Here is a 19,961-nt window from a genome sequence, read left to right on the forward strand (position 1 = left end):
CCTCCTTAATCGCGCTTGACCGCACCGAAGCGGCAGGTCTCCATACAAGCGCCGCACTTGATGCACTTGTCGTGGTCGATCACATATGGTTTCTGGCCCGGAACGCCGCTGATCGCGCCGACCGGACAGTTGCGGGCACACATCGAACATTTGCGGCACTTCTCCGGATCGATCGAGTAATGCAGCAGCTTCTTGCAGACACCGGCCGGGCAGCGTTTTTCTTTGACGTGCGCTTCATATTCGTCGCGGAATAAGCGCAGCGTCGACAGCACCGGATTGGCAGCGGTCTGACCTAAACCGCACAATGCGGTATCTTTGATCATCTTGCCCAGCGTTTCCAGCTCGTCCAGCGTTTCCATCGTTCCACGGCCTTCGCAGATATCCGTCAGCAGTTCCAGCATGCGCTTGGTGCCGACGCGGCACGGCGTACATTTGCCGCACGATTCGTCAACAATAAACTCCATGTAGAAGCGCGCGACGTCGACCATGCAGTTGTCCTCATCCAAAACGATCATTCCGCCGGACCCCATCATCGAGCCCAAAGCGATCAGATTGTCAAAGTCAATCGGCGTATCCAAATCCTCGACGGTCAAACAGCCGCCGCTTGGGCCGCCGGTCTGCACCGCTTTGAACTTCTTGCCGTTCGGGCAGCCGCCGCCGATTTCATAAATCACCTCGCGCAGCGTCGTGCCCATCGGAATCTCAACCAGTCCGGTGTTGACGATTTTACCGCCTAACGCAAAGACCTTGGTACCCTTGGATTTCTCCGTGCCGATCGCATTGAACCAGCCGGAGCCCTTCAGGATGATCTGCGCCACATTGGCATAGGTTTCGACGTTGTTGATAATCGTCGGCTTGCCCCAGACGCCGCTGACCGCCGGGAACGGCGGCTTCGGCACCGGCATGCCGCGCTTGCCTTCGATCGACTGGATCAGCGCGGTTTCCTCACCGCAGACAAACGCGCCCGCGCCCAGGCGGATCTCGATATCAAAGCTGAAGTCCGTACCTAAAATATGCTCACCGAACAGACCGAGTTCCTTCGCCTGTTCGATCGCAATCTGCAAGCGTTTCACCGCGATCGGGTATTCCGCGCGGATATACACATAACCCTGCTGGGCGCCGATCGCATAGCCCGCGATCGCCATTGCTTCCAAGACGGCATGCGGATCGCCTTCCAAAATCGAACGATCCATAAACGCGCCCGGATCGCCTTCGTCGGCGTTGCAGATAACATACTTGTCGCCCGCCGGCTGATCTGCCGCAAACTGCCATTTCACACCGGTCGGGAAGCCCCCGCCGCCGCGGCCGCGCAGGCCGGATTTCTTAATTTCGTCGATTACTTCCTGCGGCTGCATTTCATGCAGCGCTTTCGCCAGCGCTTCATAGCCGTCGCGGGCGATATATTCGCGGATATTCTCCGGATCGAGCTGACCGCAGTTTTTCAACGCGATCCGCTGCTGCTTGGCATAGAAGCGGATCTTGTCGATATCAAAGATCTTTTCCTGCGTGATTTCGTCAATGTCGTTCATCTCCAGCCGTTTTACCGGCTGCCCGCCGATGAAGTGCTGTTCGATGATCTCGCCGACATCGTCCGGTTTGACATGACAGTAGAAAATTTTATCGGGATAGACCGCAACGATCGGACCTTTCTGGCACAGACCGAAACAGCCGGTCTTGATGACGCGGACTTCCTGATCCAGACCGCGGGCGGTTAACTGCTGCTGCATCTGCTCCATGATCAACGCCGAAGATGACGATGTGCAGCCGGTGCCGGCACAGACTAAAACATGCAGCCGTTCCGGCCCCGCAGCGGCCGAAGCTCCCGGATTGCGCAATGCGATTTCCTTCGCCGCGCTCGCCCGGAGTTCGCGAAGTTCATTCCATGATTTCATGTGCTTCTCCTCTTTCTTCTTTTACTGAACGCCGGACTCGGTTTTAATGATCGCTTTGATCCGGTCCTCCAGCGCGGTGGAGCTGGTCGCGTTGCCATATACCTGATCGTCCAGAATCGCTACCGGCGCTAATCCGCATGCCCCCAGGCAGCGCGTTGCATCGAGCGAAAACAGACCGTCGGCGCTTGTCTGATTGACCTTCGTACCGGTCAGATCGCAAATCCGCTGCAGTAAATCCGCCGATCCTTTGACATAACAGGCTGTGCCCATGCACACATTGATGACATGCTTGCCCTTCGGTTCGGTCGTAAACTGCGTATAGAACGTGACGACGCCATACACCTCGGCGGCTGAAACGCCTGACGCTGCGGCAATTTTCTCCATTGCTTCAAACGGAATATAGCCCAGCTCTTTCTGGACGTCGTGCAGCATCAGCTTCACCGGTCCCGGCCGGCCGCGATGCCGATCGACGATCCGATCAATGACCTGCACCGACTGTTCGTTGAGTTTCCCCATCCTTTCACCTCCACGTGTTATTTGGGTTTCTATATTGAAAACATCACAGGGATGATTCAACCTTTTTCTGCAGCCAGCTGAACAAGCCGTCCGCCGCCGCGCTGATCAGAATAATCCACAGCGTCCAGGCGAACAGACCCGTCATATCCAGCGCGATCCGCGCCGCATACGACATCTGCCGGCCGATTCCAACTCTCACCTGCGTCAGCACCTCCGCCATGACGCAGACCCGCAAACCTAAGCCGAAGCCGGTTTTCATCGCCGCCAACAGATGCGGCAAAGCCTGCGGAAGACGTACTTTCCAGAAAACAGACACAGATCTTTCCGGGTAGCATCGCAGCACATCCTGCAGCTCGCTGTCCAATAGATCCTGGCTTAACAAAACCGCTGTATAAAAGACCGGGAACAGCACGCAGAAGCTGGTAACCATGACGCTGCCTTCGCTGCCCAGCCAGATCAGGAAAATCATAATGTAGGACAAATTGGGAATCGTTTTGACGATCACCTCGAGCGGTTCGATCAAGCGCCGGATCACCGGCTGCGTCGCCGCCGCAAACCCGCAGACCAACGCGAGGATCAGCGAAATTCCAAAGCCTTTGAGCATCCGCCCCAGAGTGCTCAGCGTCTGCGCGTAGAAAGCCGGCTGCGATACATCCGCAAGCATCCGCCGCGCCACGTCCAGAGGCATCGGGATCAAAATGTCGTTATTGACGCTCAGCGCCAGCAGCTGCCAGAGGATCATCAGGATCACGATCGTAAGGAACTGTTCTTTTTTCAAACCGGCTCGCTGTTTTCTCATGGATTTATTATATCATCAGTCTGAATGAAAACGCTATCTTTATTTCCCATTTTTCGCCCTTTCCCGACCTTGCGAATCCATGCACAAAAAAGGCGGTCAGCTCCGCCCTTTTGCGATATTTTTCACACTTTATCCAGCCTGAAAACAACATGATTACTCGCGCCCAGCATCGCCGGCTTCTCGCACATCGCCCAGTGAAACGCAAGCCATTGCTGAAACTGTTCGGCGCTCAGTGCGTTCACTTTGTCCGCCAGCAGCTCGGCCATGCCGTCCGCGGCAAAAACCTGAGCCGGTTTCCAGCCAAGCGTAGCCAGCCAGCGGAGGACCTGATCCAGCGTCAGAAAAACAAACGGGATATCCGCCACCTTAAACGTGCTGCGGTCATACCGGCCGTTGTCCAGAAAATCCGGATTGTAGACCATCGCTTCCGTTATGAACACCATATCGTTATTGATAAAAGCGAAGAATGCGGATCCGCCAGGTTTCAGCGCGCGCAGCACCTGTTCAAGACAGCGTGTCCGCTGTGCTTCATGCGCAAGATGATAGAGCGGTCCCAAACACAGGACGACGTCGAACGAAGCGGCTTCCAGCATCGTCAGATCGAGGGCATTGCCTTCCAGGATCGTCAGATCCATGGCCGGCCGGCGTTTCGCCTTCATGAGCGCACAGTGCTTTTTTACGGGTTCCACCGCGGTGACCGCATAGCCCTCCTGGGCATAAGCCAGACTGTAGGCTCCGCTTCCAGCTCCTACATCCAGAATCCGCATACCCGGTTTCAGCACTTTCGCAATCTGCATTCTCGTCGTCAACAGTTCAATGCTTCGGGCCGGCGTCGCGGTTAAGCGACGTTCCTCGTCAAAATAATCGTAAATCAGATCCAGATCCATACGCATCCCCCCCTTGCCAAGCAAAAACTAATCAGAATAAAGCATTAATCTTCCAGGCTCGCCAACAGCTCGCAAAGCAGGTCGTATGTCCGTTTAAATGACGCCAGGTTCAGCTTTTCCTGCGGTGTATGCGCGCCGCTGGCTTCCGGTACGATCGTCACGATATCAATCCCCGGAATCATCTCGCAGAACACGCCGCATTCCGTGCCGCCATGGCCGGCTTCCGTTTTTAATTCCTTCCCGGTTTTCTGTTGAACCAGGGCCGCCAGCTTCTGCCGCATCGCGCTCTTTTCACAATAATCCCATGCCGGATAACCGTTGGCAAAGCTGCAGGTCCAGCCATACAATCCCGCCAGGATCGTTAGTTCATCGCTCATTTTTTCAATCCAGCTCTTTTGCGCTGAACGCATCGAAATTGTGACGATCAGACTAGATCCGCGCCGCTTGATCGAGGCCAGATTTTCTGAAGCCCAGGTCAGGCCCGGAATCGCCATGCTTTTGGCGCGCAGACCGCTTGGCAGGACGGTGATGAAATTGATGAACGCTTTCGAATCCTGTGCGGAGTAAACCGCGCTGATCGTAGAATCGGCTTCCAATGTAATGGCAACGTCCGGATCGCTGGCCTTCAGCTCCGCCTTTACCTGTTCCGCTACCTGCTCGACGCACTTCTGAACCTTGCGCGAATCCTGGCTGGCGAACCGAATCCAGCAATCGCGCGGAATCGCGTTGTCCTTATTGCCGCCGTCCCAATCCGCGATCCAGACCCCCAGCTCATTTTTGACCAGCTCCCGCAGACAGCGAACCGCGATTTTGTTCGCATTGCCCAGCTCCTTGTCGATATTGGAACCGGAATGTCCGCCTTTCAGTCCGGAAACCGTCAATTTCCAGCCGATGCCTTCCAATTTTTCCTGCGGTCGCACCATCGTCATCGTACAGACTAACCCGCCCGCGGTGGAAACCACGGTTTTATCTTCGCCGCCGCAGTCCATGTTGATCATCCGTTTCGCCGTAAAATAGTCTTTCTTTAACCCTTGCGCGCCATTCAGGCCGATCTCTTCCATCACTGTGAACACGCATTCCAGCGGCGGATGCGGTTTCTGATCCGCTTCCAGAAGCGCCAGCATCATCGCGACACCCACGCCGTCGTCCGCCCCCAGCGTCGTGCCGCGGGCTTTCAGCCAGCCGTCCTCCACATAAGTATTCAACGCCTGCGTTTCAAAGTCAAAATCCACGCCCGCTTCCTTCTCGCAGACCATGTCCATATGCGCCTGCAGAATCACCGCGCCTGCCTTTTCCAGACCAATGGTGCCGGCTTTATAAATGATGACGTTGTTCATCTCATCCTGAATCCAGCGCAGGCCATGATCCTTCGCAAATTGAACGAGCCAGTCGCTCAGCTGTTTTTCGTTGCGGGAACCGTGCGGGATCTTTGTCAGTTCGTTAAAGTAATAAAAAATCCGTTCGTTTAAGTCCATCGTCATTGGTGTACCACCCTTTCTCTGATTTCTATTATATCGCTTGTTTTCATTCGTTTTCAACACATTCTGAAAATTATTTCTTTTCTTAACAAAATTTTTACAATCCAAAAAAAAGAAGGCCGGCTTGACCTTCTCTCAGTGAATCTTTTGTTTTATTCCGCCAGTATGCCCGCGAGTTCCGTAATCTCAAACAGCGTGAGGAAGGATTCCAGTTCGCTCTGGACTTCCTGTGCGTTAACGATGTTGAGATTCATCCGCGTCCATGTCTTAGCGATCACAGCGCCGCCAGGCACGCCCAGCGTCTGAGCACCCAGTGTTTCAATATCCGCTTCAACGATCGACGAATCCTGTTCCGCCTGCGCCAGATAATCGCGCATCGACTGCAGCATGGTTTCAACGGCTGCTTTCTTTTCTTCCGGCAGATCCTGACGGACAAACAGCGCCGCCTGCGGATAGCCCTGGGTTCCGGTAGCCGTTTTCCATTGTTCCTGCAGATCCATGACGATCTTCAGTTCCTGACCGTTCTCCTTCGCTTTGGCGATTGTCGCCGTCGCCGCCGGCTCCGCCATCAGCGCTACGTCGGCTTTCCCTGCCAGCATAGCGCCCTGGACTTCCGCCACACTGGCATACCAGGTGATTTCCGGCGTAACCGGATTAGCCTGCAAAACGGTTTCCAGCACCTTACCCGGCACCGCACCCTCGCCGAAAGCCGCAAAGACACCCGCGTTTTCCAAGGCCGCTTCATCCGCCGCGACCAGATACAGATTTCCCCAGGTTAAGATACTTTCCATCCGGTAGGTTGTTTTGCCATTGGCGGCCAGCTTCGCACCCAGATTGCTCGGCGCGACGATCACGTCATATTCCGGATTCGGATTGACGAACGCGGCCTGCAGCACATCCGTACCGTCGACAAGCGTCACATCCTGTCCCGCCTTCATCGGCGCGATCAAGGCCAGCGCCGGAGCTCCGGTCGGACCCAGGATCGACAAGGAAACCGGCGTGGTTTCCACAGTCGGCTCCGGCGATGTTTCCGGAGTTGCTTCCGGTGTTTTAGGATTGGCGGCGCACCCTGCCGTCAGCGCAAGAACGCTGAGGAAACAAAGCCATTTCTTCATACGCGCGCCTTCGTTTCAATTTCGTTGAGGATGCTTTCCAGCAGTTCCTCTTTGCTGATTGTAACGGAGTCTTTCTTGCCATACCGGCGAACCGTCGCCGTGTTGTTTTCAACCTCACCGTCGCCGACGACAATCTGCATCGGAATCTTATGCGTCTGCGCTTCACGAACGCGGTAGCCCAGCTTTTCGTTGCGGCCGTCGACCTTCACGCGCACGCCCTTGGCCAACAACATCGCTTCCAATTCTTTCGCATAGTCCAGATGCCGTTCATGATGCACTGGAACGATGACGACCTGCTGCGGCGCCAGCCACATCGGGAAAGCACCGGCGTAATGTTCGATCAGAATGCCGATAAAGCGCTCGATCGAGCCAAAGATAACGCGGTGCAGCATGATCGGACGTTTCTTGGAACCGTCCGCGTCGACATATGTCAGATCAAAGCGTTCCGGCAGATTCATATCCAGCTGGATCGTGCCGCACTGCCAGACCCGTCCCAGGCTGTCCGTTAAATGGAAGTCCAGCTTCGGTCCGTAGAACGCACCGTCGCCCGGATTGATCTTGCAGGCCTTGCCCGCTGCATGACACGCCGCTTCCAGCGCCGCCTCCGCTTTATCCCAGATTTCAATCGATCCGATATATTTCTTTTCCGGCCGTGTCGACAGCTCGATTTCATAGCTTAAGCCAAACACCGAATACACACGGTCGATGAAGTTGATCAGCCGGACTACTTCGCTCTCGATCTGATCCTCGCGCATGAAGATATGCGCGTCGTCCTGAGTGAACGTTCTGACGCGGAACAATCCGTTTAAGGCGCCGCTGGCTTCGTGACGGTGGACCTGTCCCAGCTCGCCGACGCGCAGCGGCAGATCCTTATAGGAATGCAGGCCGTTTTTATACACAAGCATTCCGCCCGGACAGTTCATCGGCTTGATCGCGAACTCGCGGTCGTCGATCATCGTCGTATACATGTTTTCCTTGTAATTTGCCCAGTGTCCGCTCAGCTCCCACAATTCCTTGGAAAGCATGATCGGCGTCTTGATGAACTGATAGCCTTCCTTAGTGTGTTCTTCGTACCAGTAGTTTTCCAACACATTGCGCAGGATCATGCCGTTCGGTAAAAAGAACGGGAACCCCGGGCCATACTCGCTCATCATAAACAGATCCAGCTCGCGGCCTAATTTCTTGTGATCGCGCTTCTTCGCTTCTTCCAGGAAATTCAGATAGTTCTGAACTTCCTCGTCGGTATCGAAGCAGATGCCGTAAACCCGCTGCAGCATCTTGTTGTTGGCATCGCCCTTCCAGTACGCGCCGCTGACTTTCAGCAGCTTGAAATGCTTCAGCTCCTTGACGCTCTCAACGTGCGGGCCTCGGCACAGATCGGTAAAATCCCCCTGGGAGTAGCAGCTGATCACCGTATCGTCCTCGTCCATGTGCCCGATCAGATCGAGCTTGTACGGATCGTCCTTAAACATCTCCAGCGCTTCCGCTTTCGAGATTTCATGCCGGACAATACGCTTGCCGTCCTTGGCGATCTTCTTCATTTCTTTTTCAATCTTCGCCAGATCTTCCTCATGCAGCACATCGTCGCCCAAGTCGATGTCGTAGTAAAAGCCGTCGGTAATGACCGGTCCAACCCAGAATTTTGCGTGCGGATACAGATGTTTGACAGCCTGCGCCAACAAATGCGCACAGCTGTGGTTGAGCACATGCAGATGCTCGTCTTCTTTAATGTTGATCATAGTTCCTTCCTCCTGTTTTTCTAAGACCACAAAAAAACGCCCCTGATTAAGGACGTTGTTCAACGCGGTACCACCTTATTTCCTGTTTCTTCCATGAAACAGGCACTCAAGCTCAATAACGATGAGAATCGTCGCTTTTTCAAAAGCGATACTCGCAGGCGGTAACCATTTCCCTTTTCAGCTTCCTCGCACCTTCCGGAAACCTCTCTGATCCAAGTTCTGAAACGATCATGTCCTGGTCTTTGTATGTACCTCTTTTATACACCGGTTTTCCTGCCTTGTCAATGGAAATGAATTTTTTCCAGAAATTCAGAACGATGAACAGATTTAAGGCTGCACCCAGGTCGTTTGGTCGATCTGTGAAAAATCAGCCTGGATATGCAGCTGATCCAGCGTCATCGACAAATCGCCGGAAAGCTCCTCCGTTCCGCCGCTGTCCAGCGTTAAGCGGACGGGTTCCCCGGTTTCCTCCTTTACCGCGAACCGAACAGTCAGCGTTTTTTGACTTTCGATCATCGCGGCAATCGGATCTTCCAGACCCCATTCTTTGAAATAAGCTGCGGCCGTAACTGCATCCAGCGTCAGACTGACCTCGGCACAGCGGACGTTCCCGATCGTTTCCTGCATCGACCAGCGGCCGGCTTTCAAAACAGCCAGAATGGCTTTCCAATCCGGCAAGGCTGGTTCGGCCCCCGGCTGATCAACCCATTGTTTCTGATTCAGATCATATTTTTGCCAGCGGTCCTCTTGCCAGCACCATTGAGCTTGAACATGCAGCGGAATCTGAAGCACGCCGCTGCCGCCCTGCCAGCGCAAATCCAGATTGACTGCGGGTTCTTCCATCCGTCCCTGCAGCACACCCTGTCCGGCAACATGATAGGGCAGCCATAGATAGCGGTTGCCAGCCTTGCCTTCAGCCTCAATCGTGATGTCTGCGGTCACGGATTCCATCGTCGTCAGCGCCCGGCTCGTCTTGGCCAGAATCCACAGCTGATCCAGCCAGCCGCAAGCGCTCAGCATCACCATCATCGCAAGCAATGCGACGATAAAGCTTCCTTTTCTGCGCATCGTCATCCCTGCCTTCTGCTTTCTGCTTTCTGCTTTCATTATATCACGGGAAAGAAAAGGCAGAGTCTTATTGACCCTGCGTTGTGGAATTGCGGTATTGCGAATAGATTTCCTTCAGGTCTTCGATCATTTCCTTACTGTCGTAGATCAAAGCTGTATTGCCGTTGACATATGCATAGTATTCGGTTTCCTGACCGTTAGCGTTGACCTTCATCCGGCCGTTCTGACTCGCATAGTTCAGCATTTTCTGACTTTCCTCGTTGGCCGGATCAAAACGATAAAGGTAATAGACCTGATCGTTGTATTGAAACGAGGTGCCTTCCAGCGCGTTGAAATCTGTATTTTCAATCGGTGTCACCTGGTTGAAGGTGTAATTGTTATTCTGGAAGTGATCCAGAACATCCTGAATGCTGGCAATCGGTTCTACCGTTTCCGTCGGTGTCATTGAGCTTTCCGGCGAGGCCGAAGGGGTCATCGACGGCGTGGGTGTGGCTGAATTGTTGTTTCTGCTGCAGCCGCCCAAAATCAAAGCAAATCCCAAGCAGACCGCAGCGTACCGCAGAATTGTTTTTTTCATCATTAATTCCTCCTGCCAGTATTCTCGGCGTTTTTTTCCGATTTATACCTGCCGGGAAGGAAAAACTACTGGAACTGAATCGGGGAAGCGATGTTGTTGAGCAAAGCCACAACGCTGTATCCGGCGATCGCGCTGGTGCGGGAATAGATCGCAATTTCCGCCTTGATTTCCTCACCTTCCACCCGGATCGTATGGGTATCACCGATAAAGCCCGGCGTACTTTCGATCTTCACACCGGTATGCTCCGGCCCGTTGGTGGCCAGCGACGTGGCAACGGCGACGTTCACCCGGCGGGGAAGCAAAGCGATCGCTTCCTTAGCAGTGCCTTCAAAAGCGGTCAGCGTCGTTTCGCTGGCCGCCATTTCTTCACGATAGACCGGCGTTGTGCGCAGATACTGTGGTCCGGTCTCGGAAGTAATGGACGCTTCGATCGGACTCATCACAGCTGCCGTGCGCATTAAATCAAAGCCCCCGATCGCGCCGGAAGCGATGTAAACCTTGCGGCCGGCCGCGCGCGCGACCGCCTGCACTTCTTCATAAAAATCAGCGTCCGCAAACGCCCCAATCGCCAGCGTGACGAAATCCGCTCCGCCTTGTAAAACCGCGATCGCATTGGCTTTCACCGCCTCGACGGAAGCGGCTTCCGCGACGATCTGCGGTTTCCACCTCAGCAGCTCTTCCAGTTGAGTTGTCCAGGCCACGCCGACCTCCGCCGCCAGGGCATGAGCGGAGTCCGCCGTCCGGCTGAGAATGCCGACCAGCTCATATTCCGGCATCTTGCCGGCTTTCCAGGCCCGGGCCACAATGCTGCCCAGCTTGCCAGCCCCTAAAATCGCAAATTTTGTTTTCATGTTTTTCTCCTCTTCTCCGTACTGAAAAGCTGAAGCAAGCAACGTCTTTTTCAGAACGCCGGCTCCAGCCTCACGCTGAAATCATCTTTATTGGTTGTTACTGAGCGCGATCTTCCTTCATCGCCTGCAGCGCGGCAACAGAACCGCCGTCATACAGAATATCGACGCCGGTCAGGTAGGAACATTCATCACTGACCATAAACGCCATCATCTTCGCGATTTCTTCCGGTTCGCCCATCCGGCCTAAAGCACCGCGCTCTGCGAAGGAAGCGGCTTCCTTGCCTTCAATTTCACCCATCGGTGTCTTAAAGGTACCCGGCGAAATTGAGACGATCCGAATTCCCTGCTTGCCAAACTTCACAGCCATCCGCGCAGTATACCAGAGAACAAAGTTTTTGGAAAGGGTATAGGCTGTCCCGGTCTGCTGCTCCAGCGGAACTTGGCTGAGCATCTGATTCACTGCCAGACGGAAGGCCTCCGCATCGCTCAGACTCAGCTTATATATCTGTTTTGGCACCTTATCCGCCGGAAGCATGTACGCCGACATGCTGGAAACATTGAGGATACAGCTGCCTTCCGGCATGATTTTCACGAATTCCTCATCCATGTTCATCGTTCCAATCGCGTTGATCTCGAAGATTTTCTGCGCATCTGTCATATGCGGAGAAACGCCTGCGGCATGGATCAGCACTTTAACCTCACCCAGCTGCGCCGCATACGCCGCCAATTTTCTGACAGATTCGCGATGACTGGCATCAGCCGGGTAAGCCTCGGCCTCGATTCCCACATCACTCAGCTGTTTAACGGCATTTTCCAGTTTAGCCACCGTTCTTCCCATCAGAATGATTTTATGTTTCCGGCCTAAAATCTTCGCTGCTTCCAAACCCATGCCGCTGCCGCCGCCGCTGATCACACAAATACTTTTCATACTTCAATCACCATCTTTCCTTGCTTTTATTATAAACGTTTTCTAAAGAGAAAGCGAACTCCCTGCCCTTGTGTTTTTTCTTTTTTTCAAAGGGCTGAATTTTTTGAACATCGCGTTTTTAATCTTCGAACGAGAAAAAAGCAGGCCGTAAATCAGCCTGCCTTTTGAGCCTCTTTAAATTTTAGTGCTTGTCATTCTTAATCGCTGCCTGCGCTGCGGCCAAGCGGGCGATCGGGACGCGGTACGGACTGCAGGAAACATAGTTCAGTCCAACGCGGTGACAGAATTCGATCGAGCTTGGATCGCCGCCGTGTTCACCGCAGATGCCCAGCTTGATGTTCGGGCGGGTCTTGCGGCCCAGTTCTGCCGCCATCGCAACCAGCTTGCCGACGCCATGCTGATCCAGACGGGCAAACGGGTCCTGCTCGTAAATTTTCTTGTCGTAATAATGCGACAGGAATCCGCCGGCGTCATCTCGCGAGAAGCCGAATGTCATCTGCGTTAAATCGTTGGTGCCGAAGCTGAAGAACTCTGCTTCCTCCGCGATCTCATCCGCTAACAGAGCAGCCCGCGGAATTTCGATCATCGTACCGACCATGTATTTCATTTCGATACCGGAAGCGCTGATGATTTCATCCGCAACCTTGGTGACGATATTCTTGACATATTTCAGCTCGTTGACATCGCCAACCAGCGGAATCATGATTTCCGGCGTAATGTGATAATCCGGATGCTTGCGGTTGACGTTAATCGCCGCTTCAATGACTGCGCGTGTCTGCATTTCTGCGATTTCCGGATAGGAGATCGCCAGACGACAGCCGCGGTGACCCATCATCGGGTTGAACTCATGGAGCGAAGTAATGATGCTCTTGAGGTCGTCGATATTCAGGTTCATGTCCTGAGCCAGCGTCGCGATGTCATACGAGGAAGTCGGCAGGAATTCATGTAAAGGCGGATCCAGATAACGGATCGTAACCGGGCGGCCTTCCATCGCCTCATAGATGCCTTCAAAGTCGGAACGCTGCATCGGCAGCAGTTTTGCCAAAGCGGCGCGGCGCTGTTCTTCCGTGGAGGAAACAATCATTTCCCGCATTGCTTTAATGCGGTTGGAATCAAAGAACATGTGTTCTGTTCTGACTAAGCCAATGCCCTGAGCGCCGAAAGCGACAGCCTGCTTCGCATCCTTCGGCGTGTCGGCGTTCGTTCTGACCTGCAGCACGCGGCGTTCATCCGCCCATTTCATAAATGTTTCGAAATCGCCGGAGATCTGTGCCGGAACTGTTTTCACGGCTTCGCCGTAAACGTTGCCAGTCGAACCGTCTAACGAAATCCAGTCGCCCTCTTTATAGGTGTGGCCGCCGACAGTAAAGGTTTTTTCTTCTTCATGGATGTCGATTTCACCGCAGCCGGAGACACAGCAGCGTCCCATGCCGCGCGCGACAACCGCCGCATGCGAGGTCATGCCGCCGCGAACAGTCAGGATCCCCTGAGCGACGTTCATGCCTTCGATGTCTTCCGGCGAGGTTTCCAGACGAACCAGCACGACTTTTTTGCCCTTGTTGGCTTCCGTAATCGCGTCTTCCGCACTGAAGACAACCTGTCCGCAGGCCGCTCCCGGTGAAGCCGGCAGGCCGCTGGCAATCAGATGCGCCTGTTTCAATTCAGCCGGATCAAACTGCGGGTGCAGCAAGGCGTCCAACGCCTTTGGTTCGACCATCATCAGCGCTTCGTCTTTCGTAATCAGGCCTTCCGCCACCATATCGCAGGCAATCTTTAACGCCGCAGCCGCGGTACGCTTGCCGTTTCGGGTCTGAAGCATGAACAGCTTGCCGTTTTCAATCGTGAATTCCATGTCCTGCATATCGCGGTAATGCTTTTCCAACTTGCCGCAGATCTCCACGAAGCTGTTGTATGCATCCGGCATGACTTCTTTTAATTCGTCGATCGTCTGCGGTGTACGGATTCCCGCAACGACGTCTTCGCCCTGCGCGTTCATTAAGAATTCGCCGAACAGTTTATTTTCGCCGGTTGCCGGGTTACGCGTAAACGCGACGCCGGTGCCGCAGGTATTGCCCATGTTGCCGAACACCATCATCTGGACGTTGACGGCCGTTCCCCAGGAACCCGGGATATCGTTCATTTTGCGGTAGTAAATCGCACGCGGATTATTCCAGGAACGGAATACCGCTTCAACGGCGCGGATCATCTGTTCTTTCGGATCCTGCGGGAAGTCCTCGTTCAGGTTTTCCTTGTAGAATTCCTTGAAACGCGCAGTCATTTCCTTCATATCGTCCGCATCCAGTTCCGTATCAAGCTTAACGCCCTTACGGTCCTTGAGTTCGTCGATAATCACTTCAAACTTGCTTTTCGGCAAGCCCATGACAACGTCCGAGAACATCTGAATGAAACGCCGGTAACTATCATAAGCAAAGCGCGGATTCTCCGTTTTTGCCGCGATCGTTTCGACGACTTCGTCGTTGATGCCCAAATTCAGGATCGTATCCATCATGCCCGGCATGGAAGCGCGGGCGCCCGAACGAACGGAAACCAGCAGCGGGTTTTCCTTATCGCCCATCTTCTTGCCTGTCATTTCTTCCAGCGTTTTCAGATTGCGGTTAATTTCCTCCGTAATCTCCGGCGCAATTTTTTCTCCATCTTCATAGTAACGCGTGCAGACTTCCGTCGTAACGGTAAAGCCCTGCGGAACCGGCATGCCCAAATTGGTCATTTCTGCCAAATTTGCCCCTTTTCCGCCGAGCAGTTCGCGCATTTTACCATTTCCTTCAGAGAAAAGATAAACATATTTTTCGCTCATTGTTCCTCCTTATAGGCGTATTTTCCAGCCAACTTTCATAGACTTATTATAGCGGAAGTGACCAGGAATTTCCATAGTTTTTGTAAACGTTTACATATATTTGGTCTAACCAGATTCCCTCAAAATGACAAAAAAGCCTTTCAGAACTGGTCTGTTAGGCTTTTTTCAGATTTAAACTTTTTTTCAAATTTGAGGGTCGCCTGCCTGCTTAATGCAGGAAACGGCGGATGAAACGGAACAGCCGCTCGTCATAATGCGGACTGCGGCAGGCTTCGCAATGCCCGGCTGACGGCACGGTGTACAGTTCTTTTTCGCTGGCGCACGCGTAATAATTCTCAAACACCATGTCATAGGGGACAAAATCGTCCTCTTCGCCATGGATAAACAACATCGGAACACGGCACTGCCGCAGCTGCTCCACCGCGCTGGCTTCCCAAACAGAGTAGCCGCAGCGCATTTTGATCAAGGTCGACAGCCCGATCAGAACCGGCTGAGTCGCGATTCCAAACGCACTGCGCACCTGTTTTTCCGCAATCGCCGGCACGCTGGTATAGCCGCAGTCCTCAATCGCACAGACGACGTGATCGCTGAGATCTTCTTCGCCGCAGGCCATCATCACCGCAGACGCACCCATAGACAGGCCGAACAAGACGATCTGGCTGGCCGGATGCTCGCTTGCGATGCGGTCCGTCCAGGCGATCAGGTCGCGCCGGTCATTCCAGCCCATGCCGACATAATCTCCCTCACTTAACCCATGCCCGCGAAGATCCGGCAGGAGCACGTTAAAGCCGGCTTCGTCAAACGTTTTCGCTCTCGGCAAAAGCGCCAGACTGTCCGCGCCATAGCCATGCGCCATCACGATCCACTTGTCGCTGTCGGGATGGTTGAGAATCTGAGTTGCGTGCAGCCGCAGCCCGTCAAAAGAAGTGAGCGTCAGATCCAGCACCTGGCTGGCCGCAAACCAGCTCTGCACCGCTTCCTGACGCTGCCGGCGTTCCGCCCGCTGTTCTTCAGTCAGCGCGTCTTCCTGCGGACCCATCGCAAAGAATTTCGGACCGCGGCGGATAAACCGGTTATACGCCAGTTCGCAGACGCCGTAATAGCTGGCAGCCGCGCCTGCGGCGGCGCCGGCCGCAATCATCAATTTCGTTTTTGTTTTCATGGTTATCACCCGTTCCTATTATACCATGACTTCCCATCCCCTGCCGCATCTTTTGCTTTCCCCACTCTGACAGTTCGCGGATTTTGTCACTTCCTTAAAGCGCACTGCGGCGGCGATAGCGCATCACCACGACACCGTCGTCAATCCAGAACTGTTCCAGATGCAGCATGATCGGCGCGAAGCCTTCATGAAATAACCGCCGCCCCTGCCCCAGCAGAATCGGAATGATCCCGACGATGTATACGTCGATGGCGTCGGCCCGAATAAACGGATCCACTATGCCAGCTCCGCCGAATAGCCAGATATCCTTGCCCGGCTGTTTTTTCAGCGCCAGCACCGAAGCGACCAGATCCCCGCTGATCCACCGGGCTGGCGGCTCTAATGTCAGCGGCTTGGAGGAGGCGACCCAGAATTGCTTGGTTTGCGGCTCTGCGACAAAGTCCAGCCCACAGTCCTCATAGGCTTTGCGTCCCATCACGATCACGTCAACCTGCCTGGCGAAGGCTTCGATGTCGTAATGAGGAACTGTGTCCAGCCGACGGTCTCCCTGACCGCTGATCCAGGCAAAACCACCCTCCGGATCACAGATATAACCATCCAAACTCACCGCCAGATTTAAAATAATTTTTCTTTCTGCCATATTTTTTCCTTTCCGATAAGCGCCATCGCTTATCCTCTTTTTCTCAGTTCTCTCTTTTTATCCTTATCTCTGTCTTCTGTCTTCTGTCTTCTGTCTTCTGTCTTCTGTCTTCTGTCTTCTGTCTTTAGCTTAACCGATTTTTTGTTTTTGCGCGATCAAATCACAGAAAAACCGCGGCATTTCAGCTTTTATTCTGAAATGCCGCGGCTCTTTCATCCTTTATCATTTATTAAAAACTTTCAAGAAAAGAAGCGCTGGATCTCAAACTTTTCGCTTTACCCTTTTCATTTATTTTTTCTGCATCTGACCATAGTGATATAACGCCACCATCGCGTTAACCGCCTGTTCCGCTGTCGAATACGCCGGGATACCGTGATCGCGCAGCTTCATGATCGCCCGCTGGCATTCCTCTCCGCCCTGGCATTCCATGATAAACGGTTTACCTAAGCGGCGGTAACGGTCGTGGACTTCGATCACAACGTCGACGACCGCATCGACGTTAGTCACCGCTGTCGGACAGATCGAGCCAAGAATTCCGTCGACTGCGGGATCGCGCATCGCCTGCATGAAGGCGCCTTTGTACTGCGTTGGCGAAGCGGTGCCGGAAATATCGACCGGATTGAGCGGCGAGCCGAACATCGGCATGTACGCGCGGATGCGCCCGGCCAGATTCGGCGAGATTTCCTTTAATTCTTTCAGCGGCAGACCGCATCGGTCAAAGTGGTCACAGCTCAGAAGGCCGGAACCGCCGCCGTTGGTAATCATCACGACGTTTTCGCCGCGCAGCGCCGGTTGGGTTCCCAGCGCCAGCGAAACATCGAGAAACTCCTGCCATGTCGTCGCCCGCAGCGCTCCGGCTTGGGCGAAGACCTCGTCATAATATGCATCATCTTTCACGTTTTCGCTGGCCGTGTGGGCAAACGCCGCTTTCACGCCGATCGGACTGCGTCCGACCTTAATCGCGACGACCGGCTTGGCCACCGACTGACAGGCTTCAATAAACGCCTCCGGGCTGTCCAGCCCTTCCATATAGACGGCGATGCACTTCGTGTTGTCGTCCTTGCCGGCATAGGCGATAAATTCGCTGAAATCGACGTCGGCCTTATTGCCTAACCCGACGAAGAAGCTCATGCCGTAGTGATCCTTCTGCGAGGTGCCTAACGCCGCCAACAGGTTGGCGCCGGATTGGGAAATCATCGCTACCGGTCCCAGCGTTGGCAGATAGGGGATAAAGCCGCAGTTGAAATTCAGCGCCGGCGATCCCATGCCGACTAAGTTCGGTCCGATCAACGGCAGTTCGTTGGTCCGGCAATATTCTGTCAGCTCATCCTGCAGTTCGCCGCGGCCGATCTCCTTAAAAGCGCTGGTCGCGATCACGACGATTTTTACTTCCTTGGCTACGCAGTCTTCCAGAATCGATTTGACCAGATGCGCCGGCACCGCGATGAACGCCAGATCAACCGGCTCCTCAATCTCCCGCAGGGTCGGATAAGCTTTTAAGCCCGCGACCTTCTCCGCACGCGGATTCACCGGGTAAATTTTTCCTTGATAGCCCCATTTCTGTAAGCCGTCGATGACCTTATGGCCGACCTTGCCCGGACACCGGCTGGCGCCGATGACCGCGACGCTGGATGGGTTTAAAGCATATTGCAGCCGATCGACAACATACCCGCGGATCGCGTTGGTCTTCATCGTTCTTCACCGCCTTTCTCCTGCCATTCCCCCGCCGGTTCGATCGGCAAGCTCGTGCGGTCCTGCAGGAAATCATCAGTAAAAATACATTCCTCCCACATATCCGCGTCTTTATCCAGCCGCGCCGTCCAACGGCGGAACTGCCGCGGACTGTCAGCTTCCCAGATTTCTTCGATCTCGGCGTAACCGTCTAACATTGTGCGCAAGGCGTCCAGATCTGTCAGCTGCGTATAAGCGCTCACCAGAATGTCGTAAATGCCATCAGAGAACTCGAAGATATTGTTGAATTCCGGACACCGGGTCAGCTCGTCGACAATTTGTTCCTTGCGGCAGCTGGTCACATTCTGGAACAAGCGGATCAGATAACAATGCATGTTCAGACCCAGCGCCTGATAATTAAAATAGAACATCGGCACAACATAACGCTGATGATCAACGATCCAGCCCAGATCCTTCTTCATCGCCGCCGGATCCAGACCGGACAGCTGGCCGAGCACCTCGTAATCAAAGAAATCTTCGATCGAGGTCACGTTGTTCAGAATGTCGATGATCGCAAAGTCCGTAGCGTCCATCTCGTTCTGCCTGTTTAAAAAGTTGGCTTTCTGCGCGTCCGACCACAGATAGTGGCGGTAATCCGCTTTCGGAGCGTCCCACAGATTGACGTGGGATTCGCGGACGTCGCGGCGGATCGGACAGAGATGAATGGATTCGACCCAGCGGTTGCGCCGGATCGGTTCAATCACGCCGCAAAGCAGATTGTCCAGCACACGCATGTGATTGCCGCAGAAGAAATCGAAATCGCCTTCCGTTAAATAACCGGTGCAGATCTCGTCCTTATTCTGAATCCATTCCGCCAGCTGCGTCTTTGCCTGCGGCGGGCAGTCCTTTTTCATTTTCACAATCCAGTAATACAACCCAAAACCCAGAGCGGAAACGGAAGAATTCTTCACAAACATGATCAACCGGCGATCGACCATACGTTTCAGCCGGGTTGCGATCTCACTTTCCGCCACGCCGGTCTTCTCCGCCACAAGTTTTAAGTTAAAAACCTCCGGATGCACCTGATAAAACGATTTGGCCACGTTGAACGCTGAGAATTCCTTCGCGTCCATTCCAAGCACGCCGGGTTCTTTGAACCCGATGCCGCGCGGGGCAAACGTGTACTCCTGCATCCATTGCTGCTGTTCATCCGTACCTAAAAGATATTGTTTCTCCGTCATCGAATACCACCTCATTTCACTGTATGCTGAAAGCCTTTCGACTTTGACGGAATCTCAATCCGCTTTTCTGTAATCGCTATCATTTATTTCATTGTAGTCTTCTCTTCGCCAAAAGACAAGCGCCGGTGACCGCGAAGCCCATGGCGATAACGACACTTGCCGCATTTTGTCTAGCCGAAGGCGTAAAACTTTCTGAAAAATTTTAGAAAGTCTTTTTTGTTTTCCATCTTATATTCTGGATTGCGTCTGCGGATTCTGCCTTGCTTTTCGTGCTTGTTTCTGCCGCAGATCTTTCCTCCTTGGGATTTCTATCTGTCTTCTTCCGATTTCAGCTCAGGTAAGAAACACCCTGTTCTCGTTTCTGTCCCCTCGTGATGATCGCCGATCAAAGCGCTGCCATCTGCCGAAGCTTTTAAAATCGGTTCTATAAATTTTGGTGTTGGTGGAAACCAACGCCTTTTTTTCTTGAGCATAAAAAAAGAGACATAGGTAAGAATTTCCGTTACAATAAAATCACCACAAATTACAGAAAGGAAATCTCACTATGTCCATTACTCATTCTATCGTATCTGCTCTCAATTT

The 19,961-nt window shown here is 53.6% G+C and carries 16 protein-coding genes and 1 other annotated feature; all 16 genes read right to left on the minus strand.

Features of this window, described 5'->3' with window-relative positions:
- Positions 1-5: 5 nt before the first annotated feature.
- On the minus strand, positions 6-1,892 hold the full coding sequence (locus I2G61_RS04495; protein WP_195396561.1) for an NADH-quinone oxidoreductase subunit NuoF: 1,887 nt from the start codon (positions 1,890-1,892) through the stop codon (positions 6-8).
- Between the two features lie 21 nt (positions 1,893-1,913).
- Entirely contained in the window at positions 1,914-2,408 is a 495-nt protein-coding gene (locus I2G61_RS04500) for an NAD(P)H-dependent oxidoreductase subunit E (RefSeq protein ID WP_006059211.1), read from the minus strand.
- A 43-nt stretch (positions 2,409-2,451) separates the two neighbouring features.
- Entirely contained in the window at positions 2,452-3,207 is a 756-nt protein-coding gene (locus I2G61_RS04505; RefSeq protein WP_195547990.1) for an ABC transporter permease, read from the minus strand.
- 122 nt (positions 3,208-3,329) lie between these two features.
- On the minus strand, positions 3,330-4,094 hold the full coding sequence (locus I2G61_RS04510) for a bifunctional 2-polyprenyl-6-hydroxyphenol methylase/3-demethylubiquinol 3-O-methyltransferase UbiG (RefSeq protein WP_195547991.1): 765 nt from the start codon (positions 4,092-4,094) through the stop codon (positions 3,330-3,332).
- Positions 4,095-4,138: 44 nt separating this feature from the next.
- A complete protein-coding gene (gene pepD, locus I2G61_RS04515) occupies positions 4,139-5,575 on the minus strand; it encodes a beta-Ala-His dipeptidase (RefSeq protein ID WP_195547992.1) in 1,437 nt (478 codons plus the stop codon).
- 149 nt (positions 5,576-5,724) lie between these two features.
- Positions 5,725-6,687: an MqnA/MqnD/SBP family protein gene (locus I2G61_RS04520; RefSeq protein ID WP_195547993.1), complete on the minus strand. Its 963-nt coding sequence runs from the start codon at positions 6,685-6,687 to the stop codon at positions 5,725-5,727.
- The gene (thrS, locus tag I2G61_RS04525; protein ID WP_229100675.1) at positions 6,684-8,426 is read right to left on the minus strand and encodes a threonine--tRNA ligase; all 1,743 of its coding nucleotides are present in this window, start codon (positions 8,424-8,426) and stop codon (positions 6,684-6,686) included. The genes I2G61_RS04520 and thrS overlap by 4 nt, the downstream gene beginning before the upstream one ends.
- A gap of 45 nt (positions 8,427-8,471) precedes the next feature.
- Positions 8,472-8,678 (minus strand) — a binding site (T-box leader).
- Between the two features lie 75 nt (positions 8,679-8,753).
- Positions 8,754-9,494: a hypothetical protein gene (locus I2G61_RS04530; RefSeq protein WP_195547995.1), complete on the minus strand. Its 741-nt coding sequence runs from the start codon at positions 9,492-9,494 to the stop codon at positions 8,754-8,756.
- Between the two features lie 67 nt (positions 9,495-9,561).
- On the minus strand, positions 9,562-10,071 hold the full coding sequence (locus I2G61_RS04535; protein WP_039864390.1) for a hypothetical protein: 510 nt from the start codon (positions 10,069-10,071) through the stop codon (positions 9,562-9,564).
- A 65-nt stretch (positions 10,072-10,136) separates the two neighbouring features.
- Positions 10,137-10,922, minus strand: a complete 786-nt coding sequence (locus I2G61_RS04540; RefSeq protein WP_195547996.1) for an aspartate dehydrogenase domain-containing protein — start codon at positions 10,920-10,922, stop codon at positions 10,137-10,139.
- Between the two features lie 97 nt (positions 10,923-11,019).
- Positions 11,020-11,850: an SDR family oxidoreductase gene (locus tag I2G61_RS04545; RefSeq protein ID WP_195547997.1), complete on the minus strand. Its 831-nt coding sequence runs from the start codon at positions 11,848-11,850 to the stop codon at positions 11,020-11,022.
- Positions 11,851-12,031: 181 nt separating this feature from the next.
- Positions 12,032-14,665, minus strand: coding sequence for a pyruvate, phosphate dikinase (gene ppdK, locus I2G61_RS04550; RefSeq protein WP_006059200.1), 2,634 nt, complete (start codon positions 14,663-14,665; stop codon positions 12,032-12,034).
- A gap of 208 nt (positions 14,666-14,873) precedes the next feature.
- The gene (locus tag I2G61_RS04555; protein ID WP_195547998.1) at positions 14,874-15,827 is read right to left on the minus strand and encodes an alpha/beta hydrolase; all 954 of its coding nucleotides are present in this window, start codon (positions 15,825-15,827) and stop codon (positions 14,874-14,876) included.
- Positions 15,828-15,921: 94 nt separating this feature from the next.
- Complete coding sequence (locus I2G61_RS04560) at positions 15,922-16,467, minus strand: dihydrofolate reductase family protein (protein WP_195547999.1); 546 nt, start codon at positions 16,465-16,467, stop codon at positions 15,922-15,924.
- 288 nt (positions 16,468-16,755) lie between these two features.
- Positions 16,756-18,159, minus strand: coding sequence for an acetate--CoA ligase family protein (locus I2G61_RS04565; protein ID WP_195548000.1), 1,404 nt, complete (start codon positions 18,157-18,159; stop codon positions 16,756-16,758).
- Positions 18,156-19,379, minus strand: a complete 1,224-nt coding sequence (locus tag I2G61_RS04570) for an AsnC family transcriptional regulator (RefSeq protein WP_195548001.1) — start codon at positions 19,377-19,379, stop codon at positions 18,156-18,158. The genes I2G61_RS04565 and I2G61_RS04570 overlap by 4 nt, the downstream gene beginning before the upstream one ends.
- Positions 19,380-19,961 lie beyond the last annotated feature (582 nt).

The organism is Holdemania sp. 1001095H_141210_F2, from assembly GCF_015558105.1.
GTDB lineage: Bacteria > Bacillota_I > Bacilli_A > Erysipelotrichales > Erysipelotrichaceae > Holdemania.